The sequence below is a fragment of the Bradyrhizobium sp. 215_C5_N1_1 genome (assembly GCF_052075935.1).
GTDB lineage: Bacteria > Pseudomonadota > Alphaproteobacteria > Rhizobiales > Xanthobacteraceae > Bradyrhizobium > Bradyrhizobium barranii.
Window position 1 is genome coordinate 3,436,318 of sequence record NZ_CP197228.1, and the last position, 23,025, is coordinate 3,459,342.

Annotated in this window: 36 protein-coding genes and 1 tRNA gene; 16 read left to right on the forward strand and 21 right to left on the reverse strand. The window is 63.0% G+C overall.

Going from position 1 to position 23,025, the window contains the following annotated elements:
• Positions 1-124 precede the first annotated feature (124 nt).
• Positions 125-706: a TetR/AcrR family transcriptional regulator gene (locus AB7G19_RS16160; protein ID WP_283016937.1), complete on the reverse strand. Its 582-nt coding sequence runs from the start codon at positions 704-706 to the stop codon at positions 125-127.
• Positions 707-804: 98 nt separating this feature from the next.
• Between AB7G19_RS16160 and AB7G19_RS16165 the strand changes: the two genes are divergently transcribed.
• Both AB7G19_RS16165 and AB7G19_RS16170 read left to right on the forward strand, forming a co-directional pair.
• Positions 805-1,584, forward strand: a complete 780-nt coding sequence (locus AB7G19_RS16165; RefSeq protein ID WP_354102209.1) for a crotonase/enoyl-CoA hydratase family protein — start codon at positions 805-807, stop codon at positions 1,582-1,584.
• 250 nt (positions 1,585-1,834) lie between these two features.
• Complete coding sequence (locus tag AB7G19_RS16170; RefSeq protein WP_354102208.1) at positions 1,835-3,118, forward strand: hypothetical protein; 1,284 nt, start codon at positions 1,835-1,837, stop codon at positions 3,116-3,118.
• Between the two features lie 120 nt (positions 3,119-3,238).
• Here the strand turns inward: AB7G19_RS16170 and AB7G19_RS16175 are convergent.
• A tRNA-Leu gene (locus AB7G19_RS16175) sits at positions 3,239-3,327 on the reverse strand.
• 175 nt (positions 3,328-3,502) lie between these two features.
• Here AB7G19_RS16175 and AB7G19_RS16180 point away from each other — a divergent pair.
• Positions 3,503-3,928, forward strand: a complete 426-nt coding sequence (locus tag AB7G19_RS16180; protein WP_354102207.1) for a twin-arginine translocation pathway signal — start codon at positions 3,503-3,505, stop codon at positions 3,926-3,928.
• 21 nt (positions 3,929-3,949) lie between these two features.
• Here the strand turns inward: AB7G19_RS16180 and AB7G19_RS16185 are convergent, their stop codons facing one another.
• Complete coding sequence (locus tag AB7G19_RS16185; protein ID WP_354102206.1) at positions 3,950-5,152, reverse strand: FAD-dependent monooxygenase; 1,203 nt, start codon at positions 5,150-5,152, stop codon at positions 3,950-3,952.
• Between the two features lie 19 nt (positions 5,153-5,171).
• Positions 5,172-5,417, reverse strand: coding sequence for a zinc-finger domain-containing protein (locus AB7G19_RS16190; protein ID WP_008562814.1), 246 nt, complete (start codon positions 5,415-5,417; stop codon positions 5,172-5,174).
• A 318-nt stretch (positions 5,418-5,735) separates the two neighbouring features.
• On the opposite strand from AB7G19_RS16190, the gene AB7G19_RS16195 reads away from it, so the two are divergent.
• Together AB7G19_RS16195 and AB7G19_RS16200 are read left to right on the forward strand one after the other, a co-directional pair.
• Positions 5,736-6,872, forward strand: a complete 1,137-nt coding sequence (locus AB7G19_RS16195; protein WP_354102205.1) for a hypothetical protein — start codon at positions 5,736-5,738, stop codon at positions 6,870-6,872.
• 38 nt (positions 6,873-6,910) lie between these two features.
• On the forward strand, positions 6,911-7,666 hold the full coding sequence (locus AB7G19_RS16200) for an alpha/beta fold hydrolase (RefSeq protein WP_166091920.1): 756 nt from the start codon (positions 6,911-6,913) through the stop codon (positions 7,664-7,666).
• On the opposite strand, the gene AB7G19_RS16205 is transcribed toward AB7G19_RS16200, so the two are convergent.
• Positions 7,652-9,028, reverse strand: coding sequence for a hypothetical protein (locus tag AB7G19_RS16205; protein WP_354112819.1), 1,377 nt, complete (start codon positions 9,026-9,028; stop codon positions 7,652-7,654). The two genes, AB7G19_RS16200 and AB7G19_RS16205, sit on opposite strands and share 15 nt — an antisense overlap.
• Positions 9,029-9,305: 277 nt before the next feature.
• Here AB7G19_RS16205 and cysE point away from each other — a divergent pair, with 277 nt between their 5' ends.
• Positions 9,306-10,130, forward strand: coding sequence for a serine O-acetyltransferase (gene cysE, locus AB7G19_RS16210; RefSeq protein WP_014494283.1), 825 nt, complete (start codon positions 9,306-9,308; stop codon positions 10,128-10,130).
• Between the two features lie 124 nt (positions 10,131-10,254).
• The gene (locus tag AB7G19_RS16215) at positions 10,255-10,473 is read left to right on the forward strand and encodes a DUF3126 family protein (RefSeq protein ID WP_007602550.1); all 219 of its coding nucleotides are present in this window, start codon (positions 10,255-10,257) and stop codon (positions 10,471-10,473) included.
• Between the two features lie 116 nt (positions 10,474-10,589).
• Here AB7G19_RS16215 and AB7G19_RS16220 read toward each other — a convergent pair whose 3' ends face one another.
• Entirely contained in the window at positions 10,590-10,985 is a 396-nt protein-coding gene (locus tag AB7G19_RS16220) for a PaaI family thioesterase (RefSeq protein WP_231142235.1), read from the reverse strand.
• Positions 10,986-11,057: 72 nt separating this feature from the next.
• A complete protein-coding gene (locus AB7G19_RS16225) occupies positions 11,058-11,765 on the reverse strand; it encodes a hypothetical protein (protein ID WP_085401688.1) in 708 nt (235 codons plus the stop codon).
• A gap of 628 nt (positions 11,766-12,393) precedes the next feature.
• Here AB7G19_RS16225 and AB7G19_RS16230 point away from each other — a divergent pair.
• Together AB7G19_RS16230 and AB7G19_RS16235 are read left to right on the forward strand one after the other, a co-directional pair.
• Positions 12,394-12,597: a hypothetical protein gene (locus AB7G19_RS16230; protein WP_441267918.1), complete on the forward strand. Its 204-nt coding sequence runs from the start codon at positions 12,394-12,396 to the stop codon at positions 12,595-12,597.
• A gap of 107 nt (positions 12,598-12,704) precedes the next feature.
• On the forward strand, positions 12,705-13,562 hold the full coding sequence (locus AB7G19_RS16235; RefSeq protein ID WP_441267919.1) for a hypothetical protein: 858 nt from the start codon (positions 12,705-12,707) through the stop codon (positions 13,560-13,562).
• A 7-nt stretch (positions 13,563-13,569) separates the two neighbouring features.
• Here the strand turns inward: AB7G19_RS16235 and AB7G19_RS16240 are convergent, their stop codons facing one another.
• Complete coding sequence (locus AB7G19_RS16240) at positions 13,570-13,761, reverse strand: hypothetical protein (protein ID WP_085401624.1); 192 nt, start codon at positions 13,759-13,761, stop codon at positions 13,570-13,572.
• A 281-nt stretch (positions 13,762-14,042) separates the two neighbouring features.
• On the opposite strand from AB7G19_RS16240, the gene AB7G19_RS16245 reads away from it, so the two are divergent.
• The gene (locus tag AB7G19_RS16245) at positions 14,043-14,618 is read left to right on the forward strand and encodes a hypothetical protein (protein ID WP_441267920.1); all 576 of its coding nucleotides are present in this window, start codon (positions 14,043-14,045) and stop codon (positions 14,616-14,618) included.
• A 73-nt stretch (positions 14,619-14,691) separates the two neighbouring features.
• Here AB7G19_RS16245 and AB7G19_RS16250 read toward each other — a convergent pair whose 3' ends face one another.
• The 5 genes from AB7G19_RS16250 to AB7G19_RS16270 form a co-directional block, all read right to left on the reverse strand.
• Entirely contained in the window at positions 14,692-15,078 is a 387-nt protein-coding gene (locus AB7G19_RS16250; protein WP_441267921.1) for a hypothetical protein, read from the reverse strand.
• 85 nt (positions 15,079-15,163) lie between these two features.
• Positions 15,164-15,403 (reverse strand): hypothetical protein, encoded by a 240-nt coding sequence (locus tag AB7G19_RS16255; protein WP_441267922.1) that lies wholly within the window; start codon positions 15,401-15,403, stop codon positions 15,164-15,166.
• Between the two features lie 4 nt (positions 15,404-15,407).
• A complete protein-coding gene (locus AB7G19_RS16260) occupies positions 15,408-15,791 on the reverse strand; it encodes a hypothetical protein (protein ID WP_441267923.1) in 384 nt (127 codons plus the stop codon).
• 12 nt (positions 15,792-15,803) lie between these two features.
• Entirely contained in the window at positions 15,804-16,055 is a 252-nt protein-coding gene (locus AB7G19_RS16265; protein ID WP_441267924.1) for a hypothetical protein, read from the reverse strand.
• A 140-nt stretch (positions 16,056-16,195) separates the two neighbouring features.
• Positions 16,196-16,453 (reverse strand): hypothetical protein, encoded by a 258-nt coding sequence (locus tag AB7G19_RS16270; RefSeq protein WP_354233985.1) that lies wholly within the window; start codon positions 16,451-16,453, stop codon positions 16,196-16,198.
• 192 nt (positions 16,454-16,645) lie between these two features.
• On the opposite strand from AB7G19_RS16270, the gene AB7G19_RS16275 reads away from it, so the two are divergent.
• The 4 genes from AB7G19_RS16275 to AB7G19_RS16290 all read left to right on the forward strand — a co-directional run bounded on the left by AB7G19_RS16275 (position 16,646) and on the right by AB7G19_RS16290 (position 18,637).
• Positions 16,646-17,233 (forward strand): ATP-dependent DNA ligase, encoded by a 588-nt coding sequence (locus AB7G19_RS16275; protein ID WP_441267925.1) that lies wholly within the window; start codon positions 16,646-16,648, stop codon positions 17,231-17,233.
• Between the two features lie 96 nt (positions 17,234-17,329).
• On the forward strand, positions 17,330-17,680 hold the full coding sequence (locus AB7G19_RS16280; RefSeq protein ID WP_441267926.1) for a hypothetical protein: 351 nt from the start codon (positions 17,330-17,332) through the stop codon (positions 17,678-17,680).
• A gap of 201 nt (positions 17,681-17,881) precedes the next feature.
• A complete protein-coding gene (locus AB7G19_RS16285; protein WP_441267927.1) occupies positions 17,882-18,010 on the forward strand; it encodes a hypothetical protein in 129 nt (42 codons plus the stop codon).
• 162 nt (positions 18,011-18,172) lie between these two features.
• Positions 18,173-18,637 (forward strand): response regulator transcription factor, encoded by a 465-nt coding sequence (locus AB7G19_RS16290; RefSeq protein ID WP_441267928.1) that lies wholly within the window; start codon positions 18,173-18,175, stop codon positions 18,635-18,637.
• Between the two features lie 14 nt (positions 18,638-18,651).
• On the opposite strand, the gene AB7G19_RS16295 is transcribed toward AB7G19_RS16290, so the two are convergent.
• Together AB7G19_RS16295 and AB7G19_RS16300 are read right to left on the reverse strand one after the other, a co-directional pair.
• Positions 18,652-18,828 carry a hypothetical protein gene (locus tag AB7G19_RS16295; protein ID WP_161495737.1) on the reverse strand — a complete coding sequence of 59 codons (177 nt, stop codon included), beginning with the start codon at positions 18,826-18,828 and terminating at the stop codon, positions 18,652-18,654.
• A 6-nt stretch (positions 18,829-18,834) separates the two neighbouring features.
• Positions 18,835-19,170 (reverse strand): hypothetical protein, encoded by a 336-nt coding sequence (locus tag AB7G19_RS16300; RefSeq protein WP_166093107.1) that lies wholly within the window; start codon positions 19,168-19,170, stop codon positions 18,835-18,837.
• A gap of 260 nt (positions 19,171-19,430) precedes the next feature.
• Here AB7G19_RS16300 and AB7G19_RS16305 point away from each other — a divergent pair, with 260 nt between their 5' ends.
• A complete protein-coding gene (locus AB7G19_RS16305; RefSeq protein WP_441267929.1) occupies positions 19,431-19,943 on the forward strand; it encodes a phasin family protein in 513 nt (170 codons plus the stop codon).
• Positions 19,944-20,069: 126 nt separating this feature from the next.
• Positions 20,070-20,351 carry a LuxR C-terminal-related transcriptional regulator gene (locus AB7G19_RS16310; protein WP_441267930.1) on the forward strand — a complete coding sequence of 94 codons (282 nt, stop codon included), beginning with the start codon at positions 20,070-20,072 and terminating at the stop codon, positions 20,349-20,351.
• A gap of 86 nt (positions 20,352-20,437) precedes the next feature.
• Here the strand turns inward: AB7G19_RS16310 and AB7G19_RS16315 are convergent, their stop codons facing one another.
• The 6 genes from AB7G19_RS16315 to AB7G19_RS16340 all read right to left on the reverse strand — a co-directional run bounded on the left by AB7G19_RS16315 (position 20,438) and on the right by AB7G19_RS16340 (position 22,913).
• Positions 20,438-20,854, reverse strand: a complete 417-nt coding sequence (locus AB7G19_RS16315) for a hypothetical protein (RefSeq protein ID WP_441267931.1) — start codon at positions 20,852-20,854, stop codon at positions 20,438-20,440.
• Positions 20,855-20,931: 77 nt separating this feature from the next.
• Complete coding sequence (locus tag AB7G19_RS16320) at positions 20,932-21,171, reverse strand: DUF6894 family protein (RefSeq protein ID WP_441267932.1); 240 nt, start codon at positions 21,169-21,171, stop codon at positions 20,932-20,934.
• A gap of 168 nt (positions 21,172-21,339) precedes the next feature.
• Complete coding sequence (locus AB7G19_RS16325) at positions 21,340-21,552, reverse strand: hypothetical protein (protein ID WP_441267933.1); 213 nt, start codon at positions 21,550-21,552, stop codon at positions 21,340-21,342.
• A gap of 116 nt (positions 21,553-21,668) precedes the next feature.
• On the reverse strand, positions 21,669-21,878 hold the full coding sequence (locus AB7G19_RS16330) for a PRC-barrel domain-containing protein (RefSeq protein ID WP_441268827.1): 210 nt from the start codon (positions 21,876-21,878) through the stop codon (positions 21,669-21,671).
• A 132-nt stretch (positions 21,879-22,010) separates the two neighbouring features.
• On the reverse strand, positions 22,011-22,760 hold the full coding sequence (locus tag AB7G19_RS16335) for a hypothetical protein (protein WP_441267934.1): 750 nt from the start codon (positions 22,758-22,760) through the stop codon (positions 22,011-22,013).
• A gap of 12 nt (positions 22,761-22,772) precedes the next feature.
• Entirely contained in the window at positions 22,773-22,913 is a 141-nt protein-coding gene (locus AB7G19_RS16340) for a hypothetical protein (protein ID WP_441267935.1), read from the reverse strand.
• Between the last annotated feature and the right edge of the window lie 112 nt (positions 22,914-23,025).

Below are 23,025 nucleotides of genomic sequence, written 5' to 3' on the forward strand. Positions count from 1 at the left end.
TCTGAAAATCAGAGGCTTTTCTATCGGTTATGCTGCGTCGCACAACCCATGTTTCGGGATGGCTGACAGGCGGGTGCACAAGAATTGGTGATGTCGCCGGGCTCGGGAAGGGCCGCCTCGTCCATCATCGTGCGCTAGCGGCCTGCTCGACCAGGCCGAGCGCCAACCGTCCCGCGGTGTCGACATAGTCGAGATCGCGATGGATCAGCATCACGGTCGTGGCGCCGTCGAGCAGGATCACGAGCTGGCGCGCGACCGCCGCTGCACCGGCAACGCCATGCCCGCGCAATTCGGTTTCGAGCCACGCTTCAAAACGCTTCTTGTGCGCCGCGCCGGCCTTGACCGCGGGATGTGCCGGGGTGTTTGCGAGCTCGGCGATGGTGCGCAGGAATCCGCAGCCGCGCCATCGCGGCGTATTAACGGAGCGTCCGAGCCTTGTGAAGAGACCGCGGACCTTGTCGGCCACCGTGCCCTCGGTCTCGGCGAACCAGCGCATATAGAGCTCCAGCGTCGGCTGGTCCCTGGCCGCGATGGTCTCGGCGACGAGCTCGTCCTTGCTGGTGAAGTGATAATAGAGCGTCTTCTTGGTGACGCCGGCCTTCTCGGCGACCGCGTCCATGCTCACCGCCCTGATGCCTTCGCCATAGAACAGGCGCGTCGCCGCGATGACGATCTGCTCGCGAGTGGTGTCGCCTTTGCCTGACATCGCGAATGTATACTGTCTAGTGAGTATACACGACAAGACCGCTGTGGCTGACTTCCGCGCCTGTTCGACCTGGAATTCGACCTGGAAGGAGCCTGCACTTGTCCGATCTCGTACTCTCCGAAACGCGAGGCGCTGTCGCGCTGCTGACGTTCAATCGCCCGAACAAGCTCAATGCGCTGAGCTACGCCCTCGTCGACCGCCTGATGGCGATCCTCGATCGTATCGAGGACGATGCCGATATCCGCGCCGTGATCCTGACCGGGGCGGGCGACCGCGCCTTCTCGGCCGGCGCCGACATCGCCGAGTTCTCGGAGAGCGTGAAATGCGGGCCGGACGCGGCGGTAAAGGCCTTCGTGCGGCGCGGGCAGGCGATGACGGCGCGCATGGAGGCGTTTCCGAAGCCGATCATCGCCGCCGTGAACGGCATCGCCTTCGGCGGCGGCTGCGAGATCACGGAAGCCGTGCATCTCGCCGTCGCGAGCGAGCGGGCGAGCTTTGCCAAGCCCGAGATTGCGATCGGAATCACGCCGACCTTCGGCGGCACGCAGCGCCTGCCACGGCTCGCAGGCCGGAAGCGGGCGCTCGAATATCTCCTGACAGGAGATTCCTTTTCACCACAGCGGGCTCATGAGATCGGTTTGGTCAACCAGGTCGTGCCGCACGGGCAGCTGCTGGACGCAGCCTTCGCGCTGGCAGGCCGCATCACGCGGCATTCGCACCTGGCGGTGGCCCGGGTCATCACCGCCGCCACGCGGGGCCTCAACGTCTCGATCTCGGAAGGCCTCGCCATCGAGAGCGAGCAGTTCGCACGCATGGCGGCGACACGGGACACGCGCGAAGCGCTCGACGCCTGGCTTGCCGTCCGCGCGTCGCGGTAGGGCTGGCGCGGCGGATTTGGCGGTCGTGGCAACAGGGAACCGGTTCCCCGCCGTCCAGGCGGGCGGCTGGCAACCAAGGATTCACCATAAGCGCGAGCGCAACGCACAGGGGAGATGAATCCGCAACCCATCCTGTCCATGGTGGCACGGGCTGGCGCCGAGTTGGCGCCGGGAGAGACCCGGCCAAACAAGGTATCCGATTGTGTCCGACGTCACCGGTGCAGCACGATGGTTGGAACCCTCGGCCGACATGGCTTCGCGGCGGAATTTCTGGCTTGCCTGCCTGGTCGCACTGACTGCACTGCTGGTGCTCGGCAATCTCGCCAACGATGCCGTGCTCGATATGAAATATGGCTGGGACACCCGCGTCAATTGCGCGGCGGTCGATGCGTATGCCAGCGGGCTCGATCCCTATTTCGTCAAGAACCTGAAGGGCACCAAGCTCTCTTATCCCTATCTGCCGGTGACGCTGGATATCTTCCGTCCCTTGTGCGCGGGTGGACTTCTGGTCGATCACTACAAAGGCATCTTTCCTGTCCTCGCCGTGCTTTGCGGGCTCCTCTTGCCCGGTCTTGGCCGAACGCGCCCGGGCGCGCGCGATGTTGCGCTGAGGGTGCTCTGCGCGCTCGGCGCGTTCGTCGGTTTCGAATGGGTGCAGGCGTCCGGCAACTTCGCGATCCTGAGCGGCGTGCTGACCGCGGTCGCGTTGAGGTTTCTGCTTTCTCCGTCTGCGTCCGGCGCGTCTGAGGACCGCAGCTTTCCGTTGCGGCTCGCCGGCGCCGCGCTGCTCGGCCTCGTGACGTCGTTCAAGCTGGTGTTCTTTCCCGTGCTGGCCGCGCTCTATTTCCTGCCGCTGCCGCGCGGCCGCAAGCTCACGCTGATCGTGGTTGCGGCGTTCAGCTTCGCATTGCCGATCCTGATATCGCGGCTAATGTACCCCGAGCTGTTCGCGAGTTGGCAATTGGCGATGGGCGGAAAGATCCCCGACCAGCATCTCGTCGATCTCTTCGAGATCAATCCGTCGCTGCTGCTGGCGGCGCGCGACCTTATGGATCATGCCGGCCTCGGTGACAACAAGGCGGCGACGTTCGCGACCTATGCATTCGCAGCACTCGCGCTCGTGCTGGTGCCGTTCGCCTTGTCCATCCTGCGCGTGGTCAAGAGCCGGCCGGCGCAGGAAGGCGGATCAGTTCTTGCGCGACTGGATCGCTGGCTGATGGATCATCCCCGCGTCGCCATGCGCATCACGGTGTTCGCGATGTTTGCGCTCTATCTCAGCTCGCCGCGCCTCAAGGAATATGCCTTCTTCGAGCTCGCGCTTTATGCCGCGATCCTCGTCGTCGATCTTCCGGCCCTGGCACTTGCCGCGTTCCTCGCCGCCGGCCTCGCCTTTCCGGCACTGATCTCGATTCTGGGCACGGCATTCGAGGGCAGCTTCATCCTCCTCATCATTGCGCTGACAAGTTTCTGGATCCTGCTGCTCGACTTTCGCGCCGAACCGAAGCGCCTGGAGACGGAAGGCGCGCAGTCATAACGCATGCCGCGGTGTCCGCCGGAAAAGGACGGCGCCTTGCCCCGCGCGGGCTCCAGCCGGTTCGTGACTGCATCGGTCTTCCGTCCGCCTTTGGGCGGAGGCTCGCCCCGTCAGCTCCGATGGTGCGGGCAGCCGGGGTCGAACCGGCACAGCGCTTGCGCGCCGAGGGATTTTAAGTCCCTTGCGTCTACCAATTCCGCCATGCCCGCTTGATCCAACGAGATCAACTAGTTAAGTCCACCTCCGGCCGTCTGGAATTGGCGCGTTTCGCGGGCCGGATGGGCGGTTCTTCCTTAAGCGAGCCGGCTGCGCAAGGCAAAGCCTCAATCCGGACATCTGTTGTTGCTTTAGGCATTCTCAATCCACGGGGACTATTTATCCGGCATGGCTGCTTCGTTTTTCTCTCGCCTGCGCGACTCGGGCGCATTTCTGGCGCTGCTCGTGGCGGGCGCGGCGCTGTCCGGCTGCGCCGGCATGAGCGAGACAATCGCACCGGCCTTTGCCGATCCGGGCAAGTACGAATTGTACGACTGCAAGCAGCTCGAGGCCGAGCGCAAGGGGATCGCCAGCCGCACCGAGCAGTTGCAGAAGCTGATGGAGAAGGCTGAGACCGGGGCGGGAGGTGCGGTTGTGTCCGAGCTCGCCTATCGCAACGACTACATCGCGGTGCGCGGGCAGTCGCAACTTGCCGAGGAGGCCTGGCGCCGCAATAGGTGCCGGGAAACGCCGCCCGGTGCGGCGCCGGCGGCCTCTGCTCCGCAGCGGCCGGACATCAAGCCCGCCCCGAAATCCGGTAGCGCCGTTCGCTGAGTTGACACGATTGCGCCCGCCTCACGGCCGCCAGCCGTAGATCCAGTCCTGCCGCGCCAGCATGCGCTCCGGGCCGAGCGCGCGGATCGCAACATCGCGCGCGATCGCGAACGGCCCACCGAGATGATAGATGCGGCCCTGCCGCCGCGCCGTCCGCTGCACCTGCCGCACCCGCGCCTGCCGCGCGCGGCCATATTGCTTGAGCGCCGCCGTGATGCCGGCCGCGCTCTCGGCAGCCTCGAGGCTCAGATGCCGGGCGAGCACGGCGGCATCCTCGATCGCCATGCCGGCGCCCTGGGCGGCGAATGGCAGCATCGCATGCACGGCGTCACCGAGCAGGCCGACCGGTCCTTGGCTCCAGGGGCAGCCGTCGGGCACGCCGAACAGCGCCCATTTGCGCCAATTGTCGACGGCAGTGAGCATCATCCTGGCCGCCGATGGCCAACGCGGTGCCGCGAAGGCGTCCATCACCTCGAACGGGTCGCCCGGCGTGCTCCAGCCGGGCCTGTTCCAGGTCCCCGGTAGCACCGCGACCACGTTGATCTGGCGTCCGCCGGCGATCGGATAAGCGACGAGATGGGCGTTCGGACCCATCCAGAGCTGCACCCGCCGCGCGGTAAAATCCTTCGGCAGTTGCGTGGCATCGAGCGTGCCGCGCCAGGCGATCAGGCCGGAGAAGCGCGGCTGCACCTCGGGAAACAGATGCTGGCGTACCGTCGACCAGATACCGTCGGCGCCGATCAGTGCGCTGGCCAGATCGCTGCGGCGTATCGTGCCGCTGCGATGGACGACCGTCAGCCCCTTGGCGTGGGGCGCCACATCCTCGAAGGTCGCACCTAACTTCAGATCGATATCGGGATGGTCGGAGACCGCACCGGCCAGCGCGGATTGCAGGTCGGCGCGATGCACCACCCAATAGGGTGCGCCGGCCCGCGCGGAAGCGGCTTCGCCGAGCGGCATGCGCAGCAGTTCGCCGCCGGCCCGCGCGCTCATGACGCAGAGCGCCTCAGGCGTGACGGCGCTTCGCTTGAGCCGCTCGGTGAGGCCGAGCTCGACCAGCACGCGGCTGGCGTTGGGGGAGAGTTGCAGGCCGGCGCCGACTTCCTCGAGCCGCTCGGCCTTTTCCAGCACGACGATGCGGAAGCCACGGGCTGCGAGCGCAAGCGCGGCCGTCAGTCCACCTATGCCGGCACCGGCGATGACAATCGTTCGGGAGAGCGCCACCCCTGACCGTGAGAGGCGGTCAGGCCACCTTGTCCTTCAGCACGCATTCCGGCGGACGGGCTTCGCCCGGCTTCAGGTCGGCGGCGAAACGGTACAGCGTCGAGCAATAGGGGCAGATGATCTCGTTGTCGTTGCCGAGGTCCAGGAAGACGTGCGGATGATCGAACGGAGGATTGGCGCCGACGCACATGAACTCTTGCGAGCCGATCTCGATGACGGGGACACCGGCATCGTTATGGAAGTGCGGGACGACATGGTCGGACATCGTAGTTCATCCTGGAGTGGCAATGGCGGCAGACACAATCAAACACTGACGCGGCATCTTTGAGGCGCCGCGGACCATACTGTTGGGTGCAGATGATTGCTAGTCCAGCGGAACCGAAAGGTTCGCAATCGCCCCATGCTCATTTGCTCATGCAAATTCGACACAATCTTGCGGCCTGAGAGAAGCCCTTCTTTCGTCGGGGACGTTGTGTCGCAATTTTGGCATACTATGTCTTTGGACAAGCGGAATTGCGACGAAAGACGAACCGTCAGGCGCAATGATCTCGGGATCGTCCAGGCTCTTGGTATGACTCTTGGCATGAAGTGGCTGCGAATCAGCACGGCGTTGACCGGTATTGCAGCATGCAGCTTCATGCTCGCGCAGGTAGCGCCGCATGCCCGCGAGGCCGGCGCGCTCCTCTCTGCCCAGGACGATCCGGCGGCGCTCTCCGAGCTCAAGCTCGATGCGCTGCTGCGGCAGAACGACCGCCTGGTTCAGGACAATATCGAGACCGCGCTCGCCGCCGGCGACGCTGATCTCGCCGACAGTTTTGTCGCGCTGGCGCGTGAACGCAACGTCGCGCTGCCCGACGACCTCCTCAACCGCGTGAGCGATGCGGTCAAGGAAGAAAATTCCACGCGGCATTTCGCCAAACGGTTCGCCACCGGCCTCGTCACCGGCAACGCCGACGATGTCGCGAGCCTGTCCGGAACCGTCGTCGGCGATCTCTTCGTGATCGGCGACATCAGGGACGTCGTGCGCGAGGGCAAGCACCTCGCCATGGGCGAGGACACCGATCGCCTGGTGCTCGGCCTTGCGACCGCCGGCCTTGCGGTGACGGCGGTGACCTACGTGTCGGTCGGCGGCGCCGCGCCCGTGCGCGCTGGACTGACGCTGGTGAAGGATGCCCGCAAGGTCGGACGGCTCGGCGAGGGACTTGCCGCATGGGCCGGCCGGTCGGCGCGTGAGGTGGTCGATACGCCAATGCTCCAGAACGCCGTCGCCAAGGGTTCGGTGTTCCGCCCCGGCGAGACCGCGAGCGCGATCAAGGCCGCGTTCCGCGCCGAGAAGGCCGGTGCGCTGGTCCGGCTCGGCAAGGACGTCACCCGCGTTGCCGAAAGGACCGGCACGCGCGGCGCCATGGACACGCTGCGCATCGCCGAAGGCCCGAAGGACGTCGCGCGCGCGGCCCGGCTGGCGGAAGCGCAGGGCGGCAAGACCCGCGCGATCATGAAGCTGCTCGGCCGCGGCGCCCTGCTGCTCGTCGGCGGCATGTTCGATCTGGCGCTCTGGCTGTTCGGCGCGGCACTGACGCTGTTCGGCCTGCTGTCCTCGATCAAGGCGGCGACGGAGCGCCTGACCCAGGCCTGGTGCGATCGCAGAAGGGCGCGCCGGCTCCGCCGGGCGCAGATGGCGGCCCAATCCGCTCTGGCGGACGCGGCGCTTACCGCCTAAGATCGATCTCTCCCCCACAACGACTTCCGGAACTGCTGATGCCGAGCTTTCACAACGGCGCCGTTGAAATTGCCTATCTCGACGAAGGCGAGGGCGATCCGATCATCCTGGTGCACGGCTTTGCCTCGAGCAAGAACGTGAACTGGGTCTATCCGACCTGGGTCTCGGAACTGCGCAAGAACGGCCGCCGTGTCATCGCGCTGGACAATCGCGGCCATGGCGAAAGCGCAAAGCTCTACGATCCCACGCAGTACTCGATCCCGACCATGGCCGGCGACGTGCTCGCGCTGATGGATCATCTCGCGATTCCGCAGGCGGACATGATGGGCTATTCGATGGGCGGGCGGATGACGGCCTGGCTCTCCCTCAACGAGTCGCAGCGCCTGCGCTCGGCGATCCTCGGCGGCATCGGCATCGGCGGCCTGATCGAGGGCACCGGGCCCGGCGAGAACGTCGCGAAGGCGCTGGAGGCGCCCACGCTCGACGACGTCACCGATCCCGTCGGCCGCACGTTTCGCGCCTTCGCCGATCAGACCCGTTCCGACCGTCGTGCGCTCGCCGCCTGCCTGCGCGGCACCCGCGACCTCATGACGAAGGAAGAGGCCGCGCGCATCGACGTGCCCGTGCTGATCGCGGTCGGCAGCGCCGACGACGTCGCAGGATCCGCCAGCGCGCTCGGCGCCATCATCCCGGGATCGGAAGTGCTCGACATCCCCAATCGCGACCACATGCGCGCGGTCGGCGACAAGGTCTACAAGACCGGCGTGCTCGATTTCCTGTCACGCCGCGGCTGAGGTCTCGTCGTCAGGTTGGTCGTCACCGAAACGACGCGCCAGCGCCATCAGGACCACGAAGGTCGCGACCCACACCATCCGTGCGCCGTAGCGGTCGTGCGGACCCGAGATCACGCCGCAGATGAAGGCGCTGCCGAGCAGCGCCAGCGTGACGGTTGCCGCCAGCAGCGTCAGATCGTCGAGCCGGCGGCTTGCCAGCGCATGCGCGAGCAACCCGACCAGCGCCAGCATCGAGGCCAGCGCGACGGGAACGTGCAGCCAGTTGACGTGATCGAAATCGAGGCCGTGATTCTGCTGCCGCGCCGCGCGCATCGGCGCGACTTGCGCCGGGATGTAGCGCTCGATGATGCCGTAGGTGTGCCCGATCCAGACACTGGTGCCTTCGCCGGTGGCCACATGCAGCAATTGCTGGCCCATCGCCCGCAACGCCGCGCCGGCCTGCCACGCCGGATAGTCGGCGAGCGAATGCACGACGATATAGCCCATCTCGTCGTTCATGCCTTCGAAGCGGCCGAGCGTGTTGAACATGCTCTTGCCCCACAGGAACTCGTCGGCGGTCGCCGGCAATTGGTTGCGATAGGGACAGAGCTTGTAGTGCTCGCGCGGGCAATGATCGCTCAGGAAGCGCGCGACGATACCGTCCTGCATCATGCGTCCGAAAGCGACGCCATAGCCGCCGGGCGTCCAGGCCCATTTGCCCGACAGCGCGTGGTTTGCCGACACCAGCATCAGGCCGCCCGCGACGATGGTGAGGCTTGCCTGCGCCAATCCGGCGAGCGGCAGGCGCGCGCCGAGGAACGGCCGCACCATCCAGCCGGCGGCGCAGAGCCCGAACAGCACGCCGAGTGTGGCGCTGTGGGTTGCGGCGGCAAACGCGGTGAAGACGAACAGCGAGATCTTTTCGAGGCTCGATGTCCGGCTCGCGCCGACGACCAGCAAGAACAGGGACAGGATCGAGAGCCCCGCAAAGATGTCCGTGAGCAGCATGCTCGCGAGCCAGGGCAGCGCGGTCGACAGGATCAGGCAGAGGCTGATCGCGACGAAACGAGACGTCTGCATCAACCCGAGTACGCGCAGCGTCAGTTGCAACAGCCACAGTGTCGCCAGCGACTGGACCGCGAGATTGACCCAGAAGCCGAAAGTCTCGCCGTAGTGCAGATAGAGGCCGAACACGGTGGAGCGGCTCGGGACCAGATAGCCCTCGTACCAGCGCGCCAGATAGCCGCCGGTATCCCATTGCAACAGCGGATAGCCGTTCCAGAACGCCGGTGCGATCAAGAGGAGGGGCAGTCCCACCGCCGCCAGCCGCAGCCAAAGCGAGCCCGCGGCGCCCGCGCGCAATTGATCGGTGGTGATGCTCAAATCCGCTCCGTCGTGTTCCCCGACCATGCCGGCAATAGCGGTCGAGGCGGAATTCACCAATAGTTTGACGCTGCCCGGCTTGAATTTGGCAAAACCCTGACCATTTTGAGCCGACCTCGCCGCCTGGGGGCGTCAGAAGAAACTGTTGTGTTTCAGGGCGTTGTCGTGCTTTCGCGGAGCAACTCACTGTTCACTCTCAGGCAAGCCCGTCGGGACTTCGTCGGGTAGACTGTGGTATAGAGCCAGCAAAATGAGCCAATTCGAAAGAGCAGATCCTATGGCAGTGCATCAGGTCAGTCCGGGAGGAAAGCTCGCAACGCTCGATCCGATCTGGGATCGGATCCGCGGCGAGGCGGAGGACATCGTCCATCGCGAGCCGGAGCTTGCGACCTTCATCTACTCGACGGTGCTGCATCACAGTCGCCTGGAAGATTCGGTGATCCATCGTCTCGCCGACCGGCTCGATCATTCCGCGCTGTCGGGTGATCTCGTTCGCCAGACCTATGACGAGGCGCTGCGCGAGGCTCCCGATCTCGGCAACGCCTTCCGCGCCGACCTCGTCGCCGTCTACGACCGCGATCCCGCTACGTCGCGCTTCATCGACCCCTTGCTCTACTTCAAGGGCTTTCACGCCATCCAGACCCATCGCCTCGCGCACTGGCTCTATCTGAAGGGCCGCAAGGACTTTGCGTATTATCTCCAGAGCCGCGCGTCTGCGGTGTTCCAGACCGACATCAATCCCGCCGCGCGCATCGGCCGCGGCATCTTCCTCGACCACGCCACCGGCTTCGTCTGCGGTGAGACCGCGGTGATCGAGGATGACGTCTCGATCCTGCACGGCGTCACGCTCGGCGGCACCGGCAAGGAGAACGAGGACCGCCATCCGAAGATCCGTCACGGCGTCCTGATCGGCGCCGGCGCAAAGATCCTCGGCAACATCGAGATCGGTCATTGCGCGCGCATCGCCGCCGGCTCGGTCGTGGTCAAGCCGGTGCCGCACAACGTCACGGTTGCCGGTGTGCCCGCCAAGATCGTCGGTGAGGCCGGCTGCGCCGAGCCGTCGCGCACCATGGATCAGATGATCAACGCGATGGGACTTTGAGCGAGAGAAAAGGGCCGGATTCTCCGGCCCCGCTCGTCCCCAAATTCTTTGGCAATTCATGCTGGCGGTTCGTCGCGTCTCGTCCTAAAACCCCGCCAACCCAGATTTCGATTGGAGACTTGCCGTGGACGTCAAGGAAGTAAGGAAGCTCGACGCGTATCTGAAGCGCGTATTCGGCAATCCCAAGATCCGCGTCGTGCCGCGGCCGAAGAAGGATGATTCCGCCGAGGTCTATATCGGCGAGGAGTTCATCGGCGTGCTCTTCGTCGATGACGAGGATGATGATCGCTCGTTCCAATTCCAGATGGCGATCCTCGAGGACGATCTCGTCGATCAGGAATAGTTTCTCTCTCCGTCATTGCGAGCGAAGCGAAGCAATCCAGGATCTTTCCGCGGAGGGATTCTGGATTGCTTCGCTCTGCTCGCAATGACGAACGTTAACTCCGCGGTTCCGTAGTTCTATTTCTTCGCGAGAATGCGCAGCCGCGCCGTGGCATCAGCGACAGTGATGCCGTTCGCATCGACGAGCTCGGCCTGCACGACCATATCGCGATCCGTCCGTTCGACAACGCGCGCGCGTGCCGTGATGGCTCCGACCGCTGCAGGCTTCAGGAAACGCGTATCCAGACTTCTGGTGACCACTGTCAGGTCGGGAGACAGCGCTGCCAGCGCGCCAATCCCGGTGGCGGAGTCCAGCATCGCCGCGAGGAAGCCGCCCTGGATCGTGCCGTGCCTGTTGGTGAATGCGAGCTGCGCCTGAAAGCGGATCAAGGCCCGCCCGCCCTCGTCAAAGCCGAGCCATTCGCGCCCCAACAATTGGGCGCCCGGAGGCAGGTTTGCTGCTGCATCGGTCACGTCGATCACCGCGCTTGATGTTGTTGGCGACGAGCCTATCAGCCGGTCAATGCGGCGCAAAGCGATCGGGGGTCAGCCCTTCGGTCCGCGCAATTGCGCTGACAGCCGGTCCAGCGCTTCCGCGACATCGCGCCATTGCGACAGCCAGCTCCGCGGAAAACGGAAGGTGAGATCGGCGCCGTCGACACGGCGTTCGGAAAGGCACATGCCCGGCGTGGCGGCATCGCGCGTGCAGCGTGCGGTCAGCGCGGGGCTTGCGGCGGAATAGAAGTCCTCGCTGCCATAGGGCGTGTCGGCGCGGAACATCCGCATCGTCAGGCCGTCCGCCGCACTGGTCGCGGCCTGGTCGAGATAGCGCGGATAGATCGTGGCCGTTCGCTGCTCCGGCGCCAGCGCATCGTGATGCGCCGATATCGACAGGAAGACACGGTCGATCGGTTGCATCGCCTCTTCCACGGTGTCGGCGGTGACATGTTTCGGCGCGCCCGGCGGCTCAAGCGAAGGGTAGAGGAAGTCGAGATCGATGCGCTCCTGCGGCCCGGAGTGCCGCTGGATCTTCATCCTGATCGCGGTCGTGGGAACGTTGAACAGCGTGCCGCCGACGCTCACCGGCAGCCGGTCCGGCGCATTTGCGCCGCCCGAGCCCCAGGTCGGCCACAGCAAATAGGCGACGAGCGCCACCGCGCCCAGCGCCGCAATGCCGCCGAGCACGATCGGGACGACATGCGCCCGAGGGTGCGTCCTGGAGGACCTAAGGGGAGCTGCCGAAAACATCGTCATGAGCTTGCGCAAGTCGAACCGGGAAGTCGGCCGGTGGCCGACGAATCAGCGGCGAATATGCCATGCGGCGGCGAATTCGCGGAGCGTTCCCGGCCGCCGGGACGGGGGAGGGCCCTGCGCGGATCGGCCCCCGCTGTTAACCTTCCCTTCTGGGTCTTTTCAATGAAATCAATGGTTTCCCACTGAGTTTCCCACTTAGAACGGGTCGATTTCCCAGGTTTCGTTTCCGGTCCGTTTTGGTTTTGGCCCCAGAAAGTGAACGCCGCCCCTGGTCGGGGGCGGCGTTTTTTTCGTGGCGGTGGGCGACTGCCGAGAACTTTGGCGGCGTGGAGCGGTCCCCAGGGCAGGCTGGCCCCAGGGGCATGACCGCAATGAAAAAGGACCCCGGCCCAAATGGGGGCTGAGCCGGGGCCTTGAGGTTTGCCCTCACGAGCTTGAGGGCGTCGGGGAAACTTGGCAAAAGCCGCGATGTTCCTGGCGCCGATCCGGTCGGCAATCGAGCCTTGTCCCTAACCGGCGGGAGTTTGGACGAAACCCGCCGAATTGATGTAGGCTCACACCTTCTGGTATAATTTAGGCGTTGATGCATCTCGGGCGGTTTGACCACAGACATCTCTGCGGAACACACATGACGGACCGAATTCTATCGCTGACCGTGGCCGAGATCGAGGCGATGCTGCGGATCGACCACGGCGGGCCCCCCGATCAAACATACCCTGCCAAGAAAAAGCGCACCCGCGTCCGAAAGATCGCCGTCAAGGATGATCGAAATGATGACACCGCGCGGCCGGACGTGGTGGGGCAGAAAAGCGGAAGCTGGATATCGACCTAGACGATGTCGCGGTCAGCGCCTAGCACGAGAAAGGGGTTCTGAGGGTGCATCGACAACCGTAGCGAGCAGACCTATGATGTGACCATGGGGCGGGGGCTGATGTGACTATGGGCGGGGCTGCGGCGCATATCATTTTAAAGATCAAAACTAAGAACCCTATCGAGCTAGGGGACTTCGTTGCTGAGTTTACCTCTGTTGCGTCGCAGTACGACAAATTCATCAGAGAGAACCACCCGGACCTAGGACCGGAAGCGCGCATCTATGTGAAGCAAATAAAGAAGGGCTCGATAATTGCCGAGCTACTGCCGTTTGTGCCATTCGCAATGTTTGCGCCGCAGATCGTTTCCAGTATCGAACAGGTCAACGCCGTAAATGACTTCGTGCGCAACTACGGCTCGAAGCTCAAAGCATATTTCAAAAAGGGCGGCGAGGTACCGGACGCGTCCAGATCGGACCTCAAAGACTTCATAGGCTCGCTCGCTGCCATCGCAAACGATCCCGATGGGTCTGCCTCGCTTGAGGCTCTGGTTTTTGAGGACGGAAAGCGGAAAGTCAAAGCTGCTGTCAAGTTCACATCCAGAGAAGCTTCGCGAGCCGTTGAGCATATCGAGGAACACCGCAAGCGGCTTGAACGCAAGGACAGTGCTGATTTCCAGCGCGAGTTGATGGTCTTTCGGCAAGCGAACGTAAGGAGCCCGCAGGTCGGCAAGCGTACTGGCGAACTGGTTATGGTAGAGGCGATATCAGATCGGGAGCTGCCCTTGATTTACGCATCCGACCTCGCCGAGCAGCGCATAAAGCACGAGATTAGGGATGCCGACGACAACCTTTTCAAGAAGGGTTTCATCGTGGACATCAATGTGCAGACAAAGGGCGGCAGACCAGTTGGCTACCGCGTCACAAACCTTCATCAGGTCATTGACCTGCCGGATGACGATGAACGTGGAGAGGCAGGCGAGCGATAGCGGACGACTATTCCCAGCGACCACTCAGCTTGGTTCGCGCGGCGATCGTCGTCTCGATTTCCTGGATCATGTCCCGGAGCCGTTCGGCAAGCCGTTCGAATAGAGCGCGCGTCTGCCTGTCTGGCGCAGTTCTCGCCAATCGCCCGCAATACTCTGCCTCCGCCCGAAACTTATCGAGCTGGGCCATCAGTTCTTCCATCCCGCGACGTCCCCACCCAAGCGATCCAATGGGCGGAAGATGTAGCGCCCAGCGACTGGGCCGGACACTTGGGAAATTTCCCAGGGTGCGGAAAAGGAACCCCGGCTTTGGGGCATGAACCGGGGCCTCCGGAAAACTTGGCAAAAGCCGCGATGTTCCTGCACCGGTCCGGGGCCGACCTCGACGGGTCTCGACCGGTATGTCGGCACTCGTGCCGATGCGGGGCGACGCGCTCACGATCGCGAGGTGCGGGGATGGCGTGCGAGCGGGTGGGTTTCGGGATGAACGACGATGACGATGACGATCTTGGACAGTTGATCCGGGTCAACAAGAGAGAATGGAACAGCTTCTGGTTCTGGCGCGACAAGCCTGTCGGCGAAATGGGCATCGCGCGCGAAGTCCTTGAGGCCGCCAAGCTTGAGGTCACTGATCTGAGGTCGCTCGACGAAGACCCGCCGGACTGCGAAGCCATGCTCAACGGCCAATTTTCTGGCATCGAGGTGACCGAACTGGTTCACCGTCCCACGCTCGAACGATCCATCAAGGCGGTAAGACAACGTGCGCGAGGCGAAGAGCCTCGGAAGCCCGAAGCCTATTTCAACTGGGACCGCGACGACCTCGTCGATGCCCTTCAAAAATTGCTGGATGTGAAAAATTCGAAACCGCCAGTGCGATCTTACGAGCGGTACGTGCTCGTCATTCACACCGCCGAATTTTTCTTGGACAGCAACACCGTCGAGCGCTTCCTGCAAGACGCGAGGTTCAGCAGCGGCCTCATAACCCGCGCGTTTCTTGGCTTGGAGTATGAACCCGACAAAGGCTACCCGGTATTTGAGCTGGACCTGGTGCGCGTGTAGTTGCCAGCCTTCGGTGGGCGGCGCGCGTCGCACCAAAGGACACCAGGGAGGCACGCCCGGTGTCGTATCGGCTTCAAGTTCGCGCGTCCGAGTGCGGTTCGAACCTGCCGTCGGGCACCACTGCCTGCAGCACCTCCGTTGCCTTGCGCTCTATCAGCTCAAGTGAAAGATCACGGATAAGCCAGCACTCGCGACAGATCCCGAAGACGCTGGCGAAAGTCGGTTTAATGGATGCTGGCGTGGTGAGCAGCAATGCCCCGACATACCTCTTGCCTGACATCTGAACGCCACAGGTGACGCATTCTCTATGTGGAGGTGCCGAGAGACCATCACACCAGCGGCGTGCGGCGCGTTGCAGCAATGGGTGAGCATCGAGCGGATCATCGATATCGACCAAATAGGTCAACAGCGCACCGGATGCCTCGCGCCGATAACGGCGACGGTCGTGACGGTTGCTCATGTCACCACCCCTTGTCGGCTCATGCGATCGAGCAGGCGGGCGGTCACTGCGTCGGCATCAGCCCCGAAGGGCGCCTACGAAGGTCTTAGGGTTGCAGCACCGACAAGAGGCGTAGTCGCTCCTGTTGAAGTCGGCGCTGGTCGGTGCGCATCCGCTCGAGTTCGTCCTCGGCCTTGCTCGTATCCTGCTTCTGCCGTTTCAAGCCGCAGACGAGAGCCTCCTGATCTGCCAGTTGCCGCTCACCTGCAACCACCTGACGTTCGACCTGACTTAGCTCGTCCAGGACGGGCTCTTTGTGCATGTACATGGTGACACGCTGCTCCAACGGATTATCGCCATCTAACCCCCGCGTTCAAAGCTGCGTTCCTAACTGCAGTCTCGAACAAAGTGTAATTGGCGAAGGCAGGTGCGGGCGAGCGCTTCCAGTTCAGTTCCGACCGATCGAGCGACGCGGGCGGCGTTTTGGTGTCTGGCTCGGCCCCCAGGTGCGGCGGGGAGCCTGCGCCCAACGTTTCCATGGTTTTCTCGACCCCGGCGATGAACGCCAGCGCGGCAGGAAGGGACGGCGCGTCATAGACGATGTCGCCGGTTGGTCCGGTCCACAGGACCTCGACGCGCCAGTGCTCGCCGATGCGGGCTATCGACCCGGCGATGATCTCGTCGCACTTGATCAGCACCGCGTTGTCATCGACTTCTTCGGTTTGAAACTTCATTCGTCCGCTTCCTCAGAGCAGCGAAAGCTGGATATCGATGGGGCGGCCGTAGCGATCCAGAAATGCCTCTAACGTCGGGGGCGGGGCTTCCCCGCGCTCCGCGCAACGCTGGCCCAGCTCGGCGGCGATCTCCGCCGAAGCGTCCTGTGACCAGCCTTCGCTGGGGTTGAAGCTGACGACCCGGACCGGGTCATGGTACTGCCCCTCCATCAGGTGCCGGAGCAGGGTTTCCCGGTCGGTTGCTCCTCGTCGGTTTCGGCCCATGCGCGCCCGAGGTGACTGCCGAAGGTGTCGAGCACCAGATAGATGTCCCGTTCGGCTCCAGGCACAATTGACGGCGAGGAACGCATTACTGATCCTCCGCGATGGCGACCCGAGCAAAAACTGCGCTCGCGCAGCCGGGCTTACTTACGTGGCTCGGTTACCACTTTGGTTGATCCATCCGGCGCTGCCTGCATTCCCGGTGGGCTTTGACCTTGCGGGCTTTCCGGCGGCGCGCCGCCCGATTTCGTATTCAGCGGTCCTGTCCAACCTTGTGGCTGCAATTGACCTTTTTCCTCTGGTGCCGAACGTCCAGTGGCCATGTCTTTGGGGTCGGTCTGTGCTGCCGCAAATCCGCAAGACAGCGCCCAGCCAACCGCCGCTATCAGAATGATCCGCATTGCGAAACTCCGCTTGACTGATCGAACCAACAGGCTTGTCCCGCTACAGTTCCGAAATCAAATTCCCCGCAGCCGATGTCCCGCTCGGGGTAAGAGCCGAAAGCTTCTGCACCGGAAAGCAGACGTAAGGCTCGGGCGTCAAGGACTGGAAATTCGCGGACGGATTTCTACATTTGTGGCATGAGCAGGCGTTTGGATTTCGCCCTGCCGGTGAAGGCCGACAAGGTTCCGGCTGGGCCAGACTGGTTCCACGAAGTCAAATACGACGGCTACCGCTTGCAGGTCATCCGCGAGGGCGACCGGGTGCGCCTGATCACCAAGGGCGGCATGGACTGGACGAAGCGCTTCCCGTGGATTGCCGAGGTCGCGCTCAAGATCAGGCAGACCCGGTTCGTGATCGACGGGGAGGCGGTGCTGCTGGGCGTGGACGGCGTCTCTGACTTCGATGGGCTGCATTCCGGCAAGCACAACCCCGAGGTCCAGCTCTACGCCTTCGACATGCTGGCCAGCGACGGCGACGACCTGCGCAAGCTGCCGCTGTCGATGCGCAAGGCCCATCTGGCCCGGCTGCTTCGGGGCCGCCCCGAGGGCATCTTCCTCGCGCCATTCGAGCAGGGCGAGGTCGGTCCCCAATTGTTCGAGGCTGCCTGTCGCATGGGCCTGGAAGGGCTGGTGTCCAAGCATCAGGGGCGCCGCTACACGGCGGCCCGCTGCGCCCACTGGGTCAAGGTCAAGAACCGCAGCCACCCAGCCTACAGGCGTGTGCAGGATCAATTCTGACCCTGTCGATTTGGTGGTGGCTTGGAGAGCGGGAGGTCCCTAGGAACTTTCGGAGGTGCAACCCATTGAGCGAACATTCAAAGTAGAGGACCGCTCTTGAAGCACATCGTAGTTATCTTGATCTTGCTCGTTGGCGGCTCTTCGCTCGCCTTGGCCCAGAGTACAGGTGGATCGAGCAGTGGCGGATCGGCGGCGAGTGGAACTGCGGCCACCGGCTCGAAAGGTTATGCGGGCGGCACCCTATCAACCGGGCATACCATAAGCGGCACTGCGGGCTACTCCAGTCCCAACGTGGGCAACGCGCTCAGCCACGCAGCGACCGGCGACGTGGATGCTTCCTCGGTTAGTCCGGCTCCAACTTCCCACGACAACGCGGTGGATACGCCTGCCGCCGAACGCGCCATAAAGAACCTGGGCAACACCGACATCGGCATTCTCAAGAAGTAATGCATGCTGCGCAGCCTGCGCGAGGCCGAGCGTTTTCTTCCCTGGCGATCCTGCGAGGCCGATCGTGGCCCGGCAGGAATATAGGTGGAGGCATGAGCAAGACGGTGCTTGTGTGCGCGGCCCTGACAACGCCGCTCCATTTGGCCGATAATCTCGCCGGGCGGTGCGCCGATTGCGGCTGCGGCGTTCAGTATCGCCCGCGTGCCCCTGCCGACGCGCGCAAGCTTTGCTTTGAATGCGCGCTGCCGTCCCTTGAACGACACCAAGCTCGTCACCACGCCGCGCATGGTCGAGGATTTCCACGCCTACATGCAAAAGAAGCGGCACTGATGATCACGGAGGTGCTCGCCCAGATCAAAGCGCCGAACTTCACCGCCGGGATCGTGCTGTTCGATGACATGGTGGTCGATGCCGCGCCGATCGTCCACTACATGCGGCGCTGGTCGAGGGATCGGTGCCGAGTTGCATCCTTCTTGACGTGCGGTTGGCGGGATGAGCGGTCTAGAGCTGCAAGAGCGCCTAATCGAACTTGGCTTAACGCTGCCCATTATATTCCTGACTGGTTACGCTGATTTTCCGGTTACGGTGCGGACCATCAAGGCAGGCGCGCAAGATTTTCTGATCAAGCCGATATCATCGGACCAGCTTCTTCAAGCGGTCGAACGAGCCATAGCGCAACACGACGCGGCGCGTCCCCTGAAGAGGATGCGGGAAGCCTTTCTTTCTCATCTTGCGACCTTGACCTCACGCGAGCGGCAAGTCTTTGAACTGGTCATTCGCGGCAAAATCAACAAGCAGATCGCCAGCGCTCTGGGCACTACCGAGCGCACGATCAAGGCCCATCGCTCTAATGTAATGACGAAAATGCAGGTTCGGTCGTTGCCGGAACTTGTTTCTCTTTCGGAACGGGCTGGCATTCTTGCATCGGGCGGCGGGCCAGACGAGCTAGCAGAATAGGAAAGTAGGCCCAATCACCAGCCGAGCCGCGCCCACATGGTACCGAGCAGCGCGAGCAGGGCGAGCCAGACCAGCATGAGGACCATCCCGCGGGCGCGTCCGATTAAGGCGACCCGTCCGGCGGGCGTCGCCAGCGCGACGACAAACAGCGTGACGATGACCGCGACGATGACCAGGCCGAAAGGGGTCATGGCTGCTCAAAGCAGGGATAGTTGGACGGTGGCCCCGGGCCCGTGGGTTTCGAGGAACGCCTCAAGGGATGGCGGAACCTCGCCGCGCACGGCGCATCGCTGTTGCAGCGCTTCGGCAATGTCCTCGGAGGCATCCCGCGACCAGCCCTCACCAGTGTTGAAGCTCACGATGCGGGCCGGGTTGCTGAATTGCCCCTCCATCAGGTGGCTCAGAAGCGTCTCGCGGTCGGTGTGCTCCTCGTCGGTCTCGGTCCAGGCCCGGCCAAGACGGCCGCCGAAATCATCCAGCACCAGATAGATGTCCCGCTCGGAACCGGGCACGATCGACGGCGAGATACGCATGACGCTTGCTCCATCAACCCGCTAATCCAAGCGGGTCGTGCCGGGGGCGTCAAGTTTGGTCGTTGGGGATCGCCAGTTAGACGTTTGTTGGTTGAAGTTGCTACCTAAACTCATCGTCGACATCGCAGAACGTGCGATTGATCTCCAGTTCATCCCGGACCGCAACAATGCACGGGTTTGGAACGACCACGTCACAAAGCCTGTTGTCCTTCCAGAAATGACCGTTGTGGTCGCACCCCCCATTTTTTTTGGAGCGTCAGATGAGCAAGCGCAAACCGGCGACAGTACCAAAGCGCGCCCGCAATCCGAAAATGGCCGCGCGGGCCCAACGGAACAAGCAGGCCATTGTCAGAAGCCCGAAAGAGAATTTACTTCGCTCTGTTGCGGCAGTCTCGATTGAACCGCCTCCTGAGCTTCATGATGATCCTAAACACGAGGTTCCTGTCATTGAGCCTCGGGTGAATGCCTTACCAGATGACGTCAGTCAGAGAATGACGGGTAGCGATCCAACGAAAGGCTTTGCTTTAGCGACGGCAAACATGCAGGCGTATCAAGCGAAGCTACTTGAGATGGCCGGGGCCAACGCGCAATTTGCGCTTGAATTCGGCCTAAGACTTGCGACGATCAGGTCACCAACTGAATTTTTCGGCGTCATTACGGAGTTTACAAGTAGACGGGTCGATATGTTCGGGCAGCATTCGAGAGAACTGGCGGCATATCCGTTCTGGCGCATCGAGCCGCCCGGGCAGCCCACGGCTCTGCCGGGACGATAACTGCAGGCCGCTCCGGCCCCTACGCCGGTCGTCCGGTCGGCGCGATCACATTGGGCCACCGGAATTTCAGTGACTGCCGGTGGCTACCGGGATACGCTCGGTCCCGCGCTATTGCAGAGGTCAAAATTGATCAACGGTAGCGTCCCTTTTTTGAGCCCGCGCGAGAAGCGCATTTTGCGGCGTCTAGCCCGAGGCTACTCTGATCGTGCCATTGGGGTTCAGATCGGCGGAAGACCAGAACAAGTTGGCGAACAGCGGAAACGCCTGCTGCAGAAACTGCAAATCAGTTCCCAGTCTGAAATTGCAGAAGCCGCCGCGCAGTGGGCGTCTTGGCCATCTTACAAATTCACTACGGTCGTCGACGAGCTGCAGCATAGCGAGAACGGCGGCTGCGAACCGCCGTCCTGAACTTCGGCTGCATGATTGTCGAGAATATCTGCTGCTAGAAAATCCGTGGTTGCAGTTGCAGGACCGCTATCGCGCGTCGCCACGTATTAATAGGCGCAAATATAGTTTCCGTACGCATCGTAGCAACTGCGGCGGTACGCAGCAGCGCCAACGGCAGCCGCGCCTACTGCTGCCGCTCCGACACCGTAGCCCCGATAGCCGTAGCCGCGATAGCCGCCCCGATAGCCGTAGCCCCGGTAGCCTGCGCCGCGCACTGCAACAGCGCCGCCGCCCCGCGGTCCTCGAACTGCGACCGCACCGCCGCGGTAACCGCCGCCACCCCGATAGGCACCTCCGCCGCGCCGAGCCTCGGCATCATCGGGGAGCAAGCAGGCGATGAGCAAAACGAAAGCGGCAAGAGGAGCGAGAATATAGCGGAGCATGACAGAAACCCTTCCAAGAATTCTATAAGCCCCGCTCGCGAGATTGCGGCTCTCTCCGCGCAGGAGGTTGATGTAGATCAATCGAACCTGCGCACTGCGGCGCCTACGCTATGTTCCCGCGCCTGTCAGGAAAAAGAATGGTCGCTTCCGAAACGCGATCACGTTCGGCCGCCGTGTTCGGTGCTCCTTTTGACCTCTATCGTAGCGGTCACGCGCAGTATTGGGCCAAACTCGTCTCTTGCCTCGAGTTCGATAGGTCCTGTGCCAGCACCAAAAATGATGGTTTCTCCTAATAATTCGCGCGCTAACCGTTCGACGGCCTTAAGGTCCGCAAGATCGATACCCTCATGATCAATAACGACGGCCGGACTGCGGTAGTCGAAGTAAAACCTTGGCATGCCGCACCAACTTGCACGACCGGGCCGGGTTCCTAATTTTCCCGGAGGCTTGGCAATGCTTCTAGCTCAAGATGCCTGGGTTTTCTCAGCCGACTGCCGAGTTTTCCCGGAGGCTTGATGATGCTCTACTTGAGCTGACGGAGGCACGTATGGGACGGCGCAGCCAACCTAACTGGCCAGCCGCAGGGTCAGTTGGCGATCCGGGCCGACGTGGCGGTCGAAAGTCTTGCAGTCTGACGGCACGTCGTGGCCTTCAATGCCGACGCGGCGCAGTATTTCTTGCGCGATGGCGTGCGAAACATCCTCGCGTTGGTTGGTGTCGGGGTTGAACATCACCGCGCGCAGCGGATCGCTGTGCTGCCCGCTCATCAAGTCGGTCATGGTTGTCTCAAGAACAGCCCAGTAAAGATCGGTCTCGGCAAAAGCTGCATCGTGCTGAGCGAGGCGCTGCGATTAGCCGATAACATCAGGCCATTACACGCGCCGGTTGGTAAGCACTATTGCTCTAGTAGCTTGATCGTCGAGACGGGCCACTTCCCGAGATGGCCAGCGACGGAAAGACGCAAACCGTGCGCTTCGTCCAAGTACAGCCCCTCGACAGTCCCTGCCTTCCCGTCCGTTAGCACCACGGCCTTGCCGATCAATTCCGTCTCGGCTTTGTGATACTCCCGCAGAATAGCGGCGGCGTGCGTTTTGGCTCGGGGCATTGCCTCGGTCTGTCTCATTCGCATCAGAGCGACTTCGCATGCAAACCTGGGAAGCTGAGCAGGGTTCCTACGGGTGCTAGATGCCGGCGTCGCGCATCGCATCCTAGGCAGGAAATCCATCGGCCTTCTCCTTCATGTGACAGCGACCCGGTGCTTGAGACCGTTCGCGCCGTGCGCCCCCGCACGCCCGTTGGCCTTCTTCGTCTTCATCCTCGCCTCGTGCGCCGCGCGTCCACGTGGCTTCTTCGGGCGTGGCTCGACCGCGTTTAGCTTCGCCTGTCCTTGATGGACGGCCACTTCGCCCAGCCGCTCAAGGTAGTAGAGCTTCAATTTGATCTGCTTTGCCGATAGCCCGGTGTCGCGCGCGAGTGCCGATAGTGAGACCCATCGATCGAGCGCCAAATATTCCTTGATCTTGACGCTCCTGCTGCTGGCCGGCTCGGGCGGCGGTGCCGGCGGCGGCGGTGGAGGCGTCTGCGTCGCGATCGTCTCGCGCATGTTGCCGACCATCCTGAAAGTCCGCACCATCAGCTCGGTGAGGTCCGCCACCTCGCCGCGCAGGGCGGATATCTGATCGGGGATCGGCACCATCTCTTTCGGCAGGCTCAGCGCTTTCGCCAGCGCGGGGTGCTTCTTCGGCTTCGGCTCTTCGCGCTTCCGCGTCACGTTGTCGGCGCGGAGGAGCCTGCGAACGTCGGCCCTGATGTTCATGCGATTGCGCCAATCGCTGCCGGTCTTCGCCGTGGTGACGCATCGGAGTTCCTTTTCCGGGACAACCCGCCACATGATCTGGACGTGCCCGCCGTTGGTGTGTGTCACCTCTGGTTTTATGCCGTGCTGCTTCAACTCGGCCGTCGCGATTTCCACCAGCTCGTTGTTCATGCTTGCTTGCTCCTAAGCGTGACCCTTGAAGTGCTGCTCGGTTTTTCTGCCGCGCCAGTCTTTGCTGGCTTTGGCGCAGTTCTCGCTACGCATGATTGCGCGCAGCTCCTTTGCTCTTGGCTTGCGCCGGCCGCCGGGATCGCTCTTGGCCATCACGCTCCACTCGCCGCACTCGTCGCACAGCGACAGTTCGCCGTCGCGGGGGAGGGCTCGGCTCCATTGAGGTCATCGAGAGCTTCCAGACCATCGGTGCGGTATCCGCAGT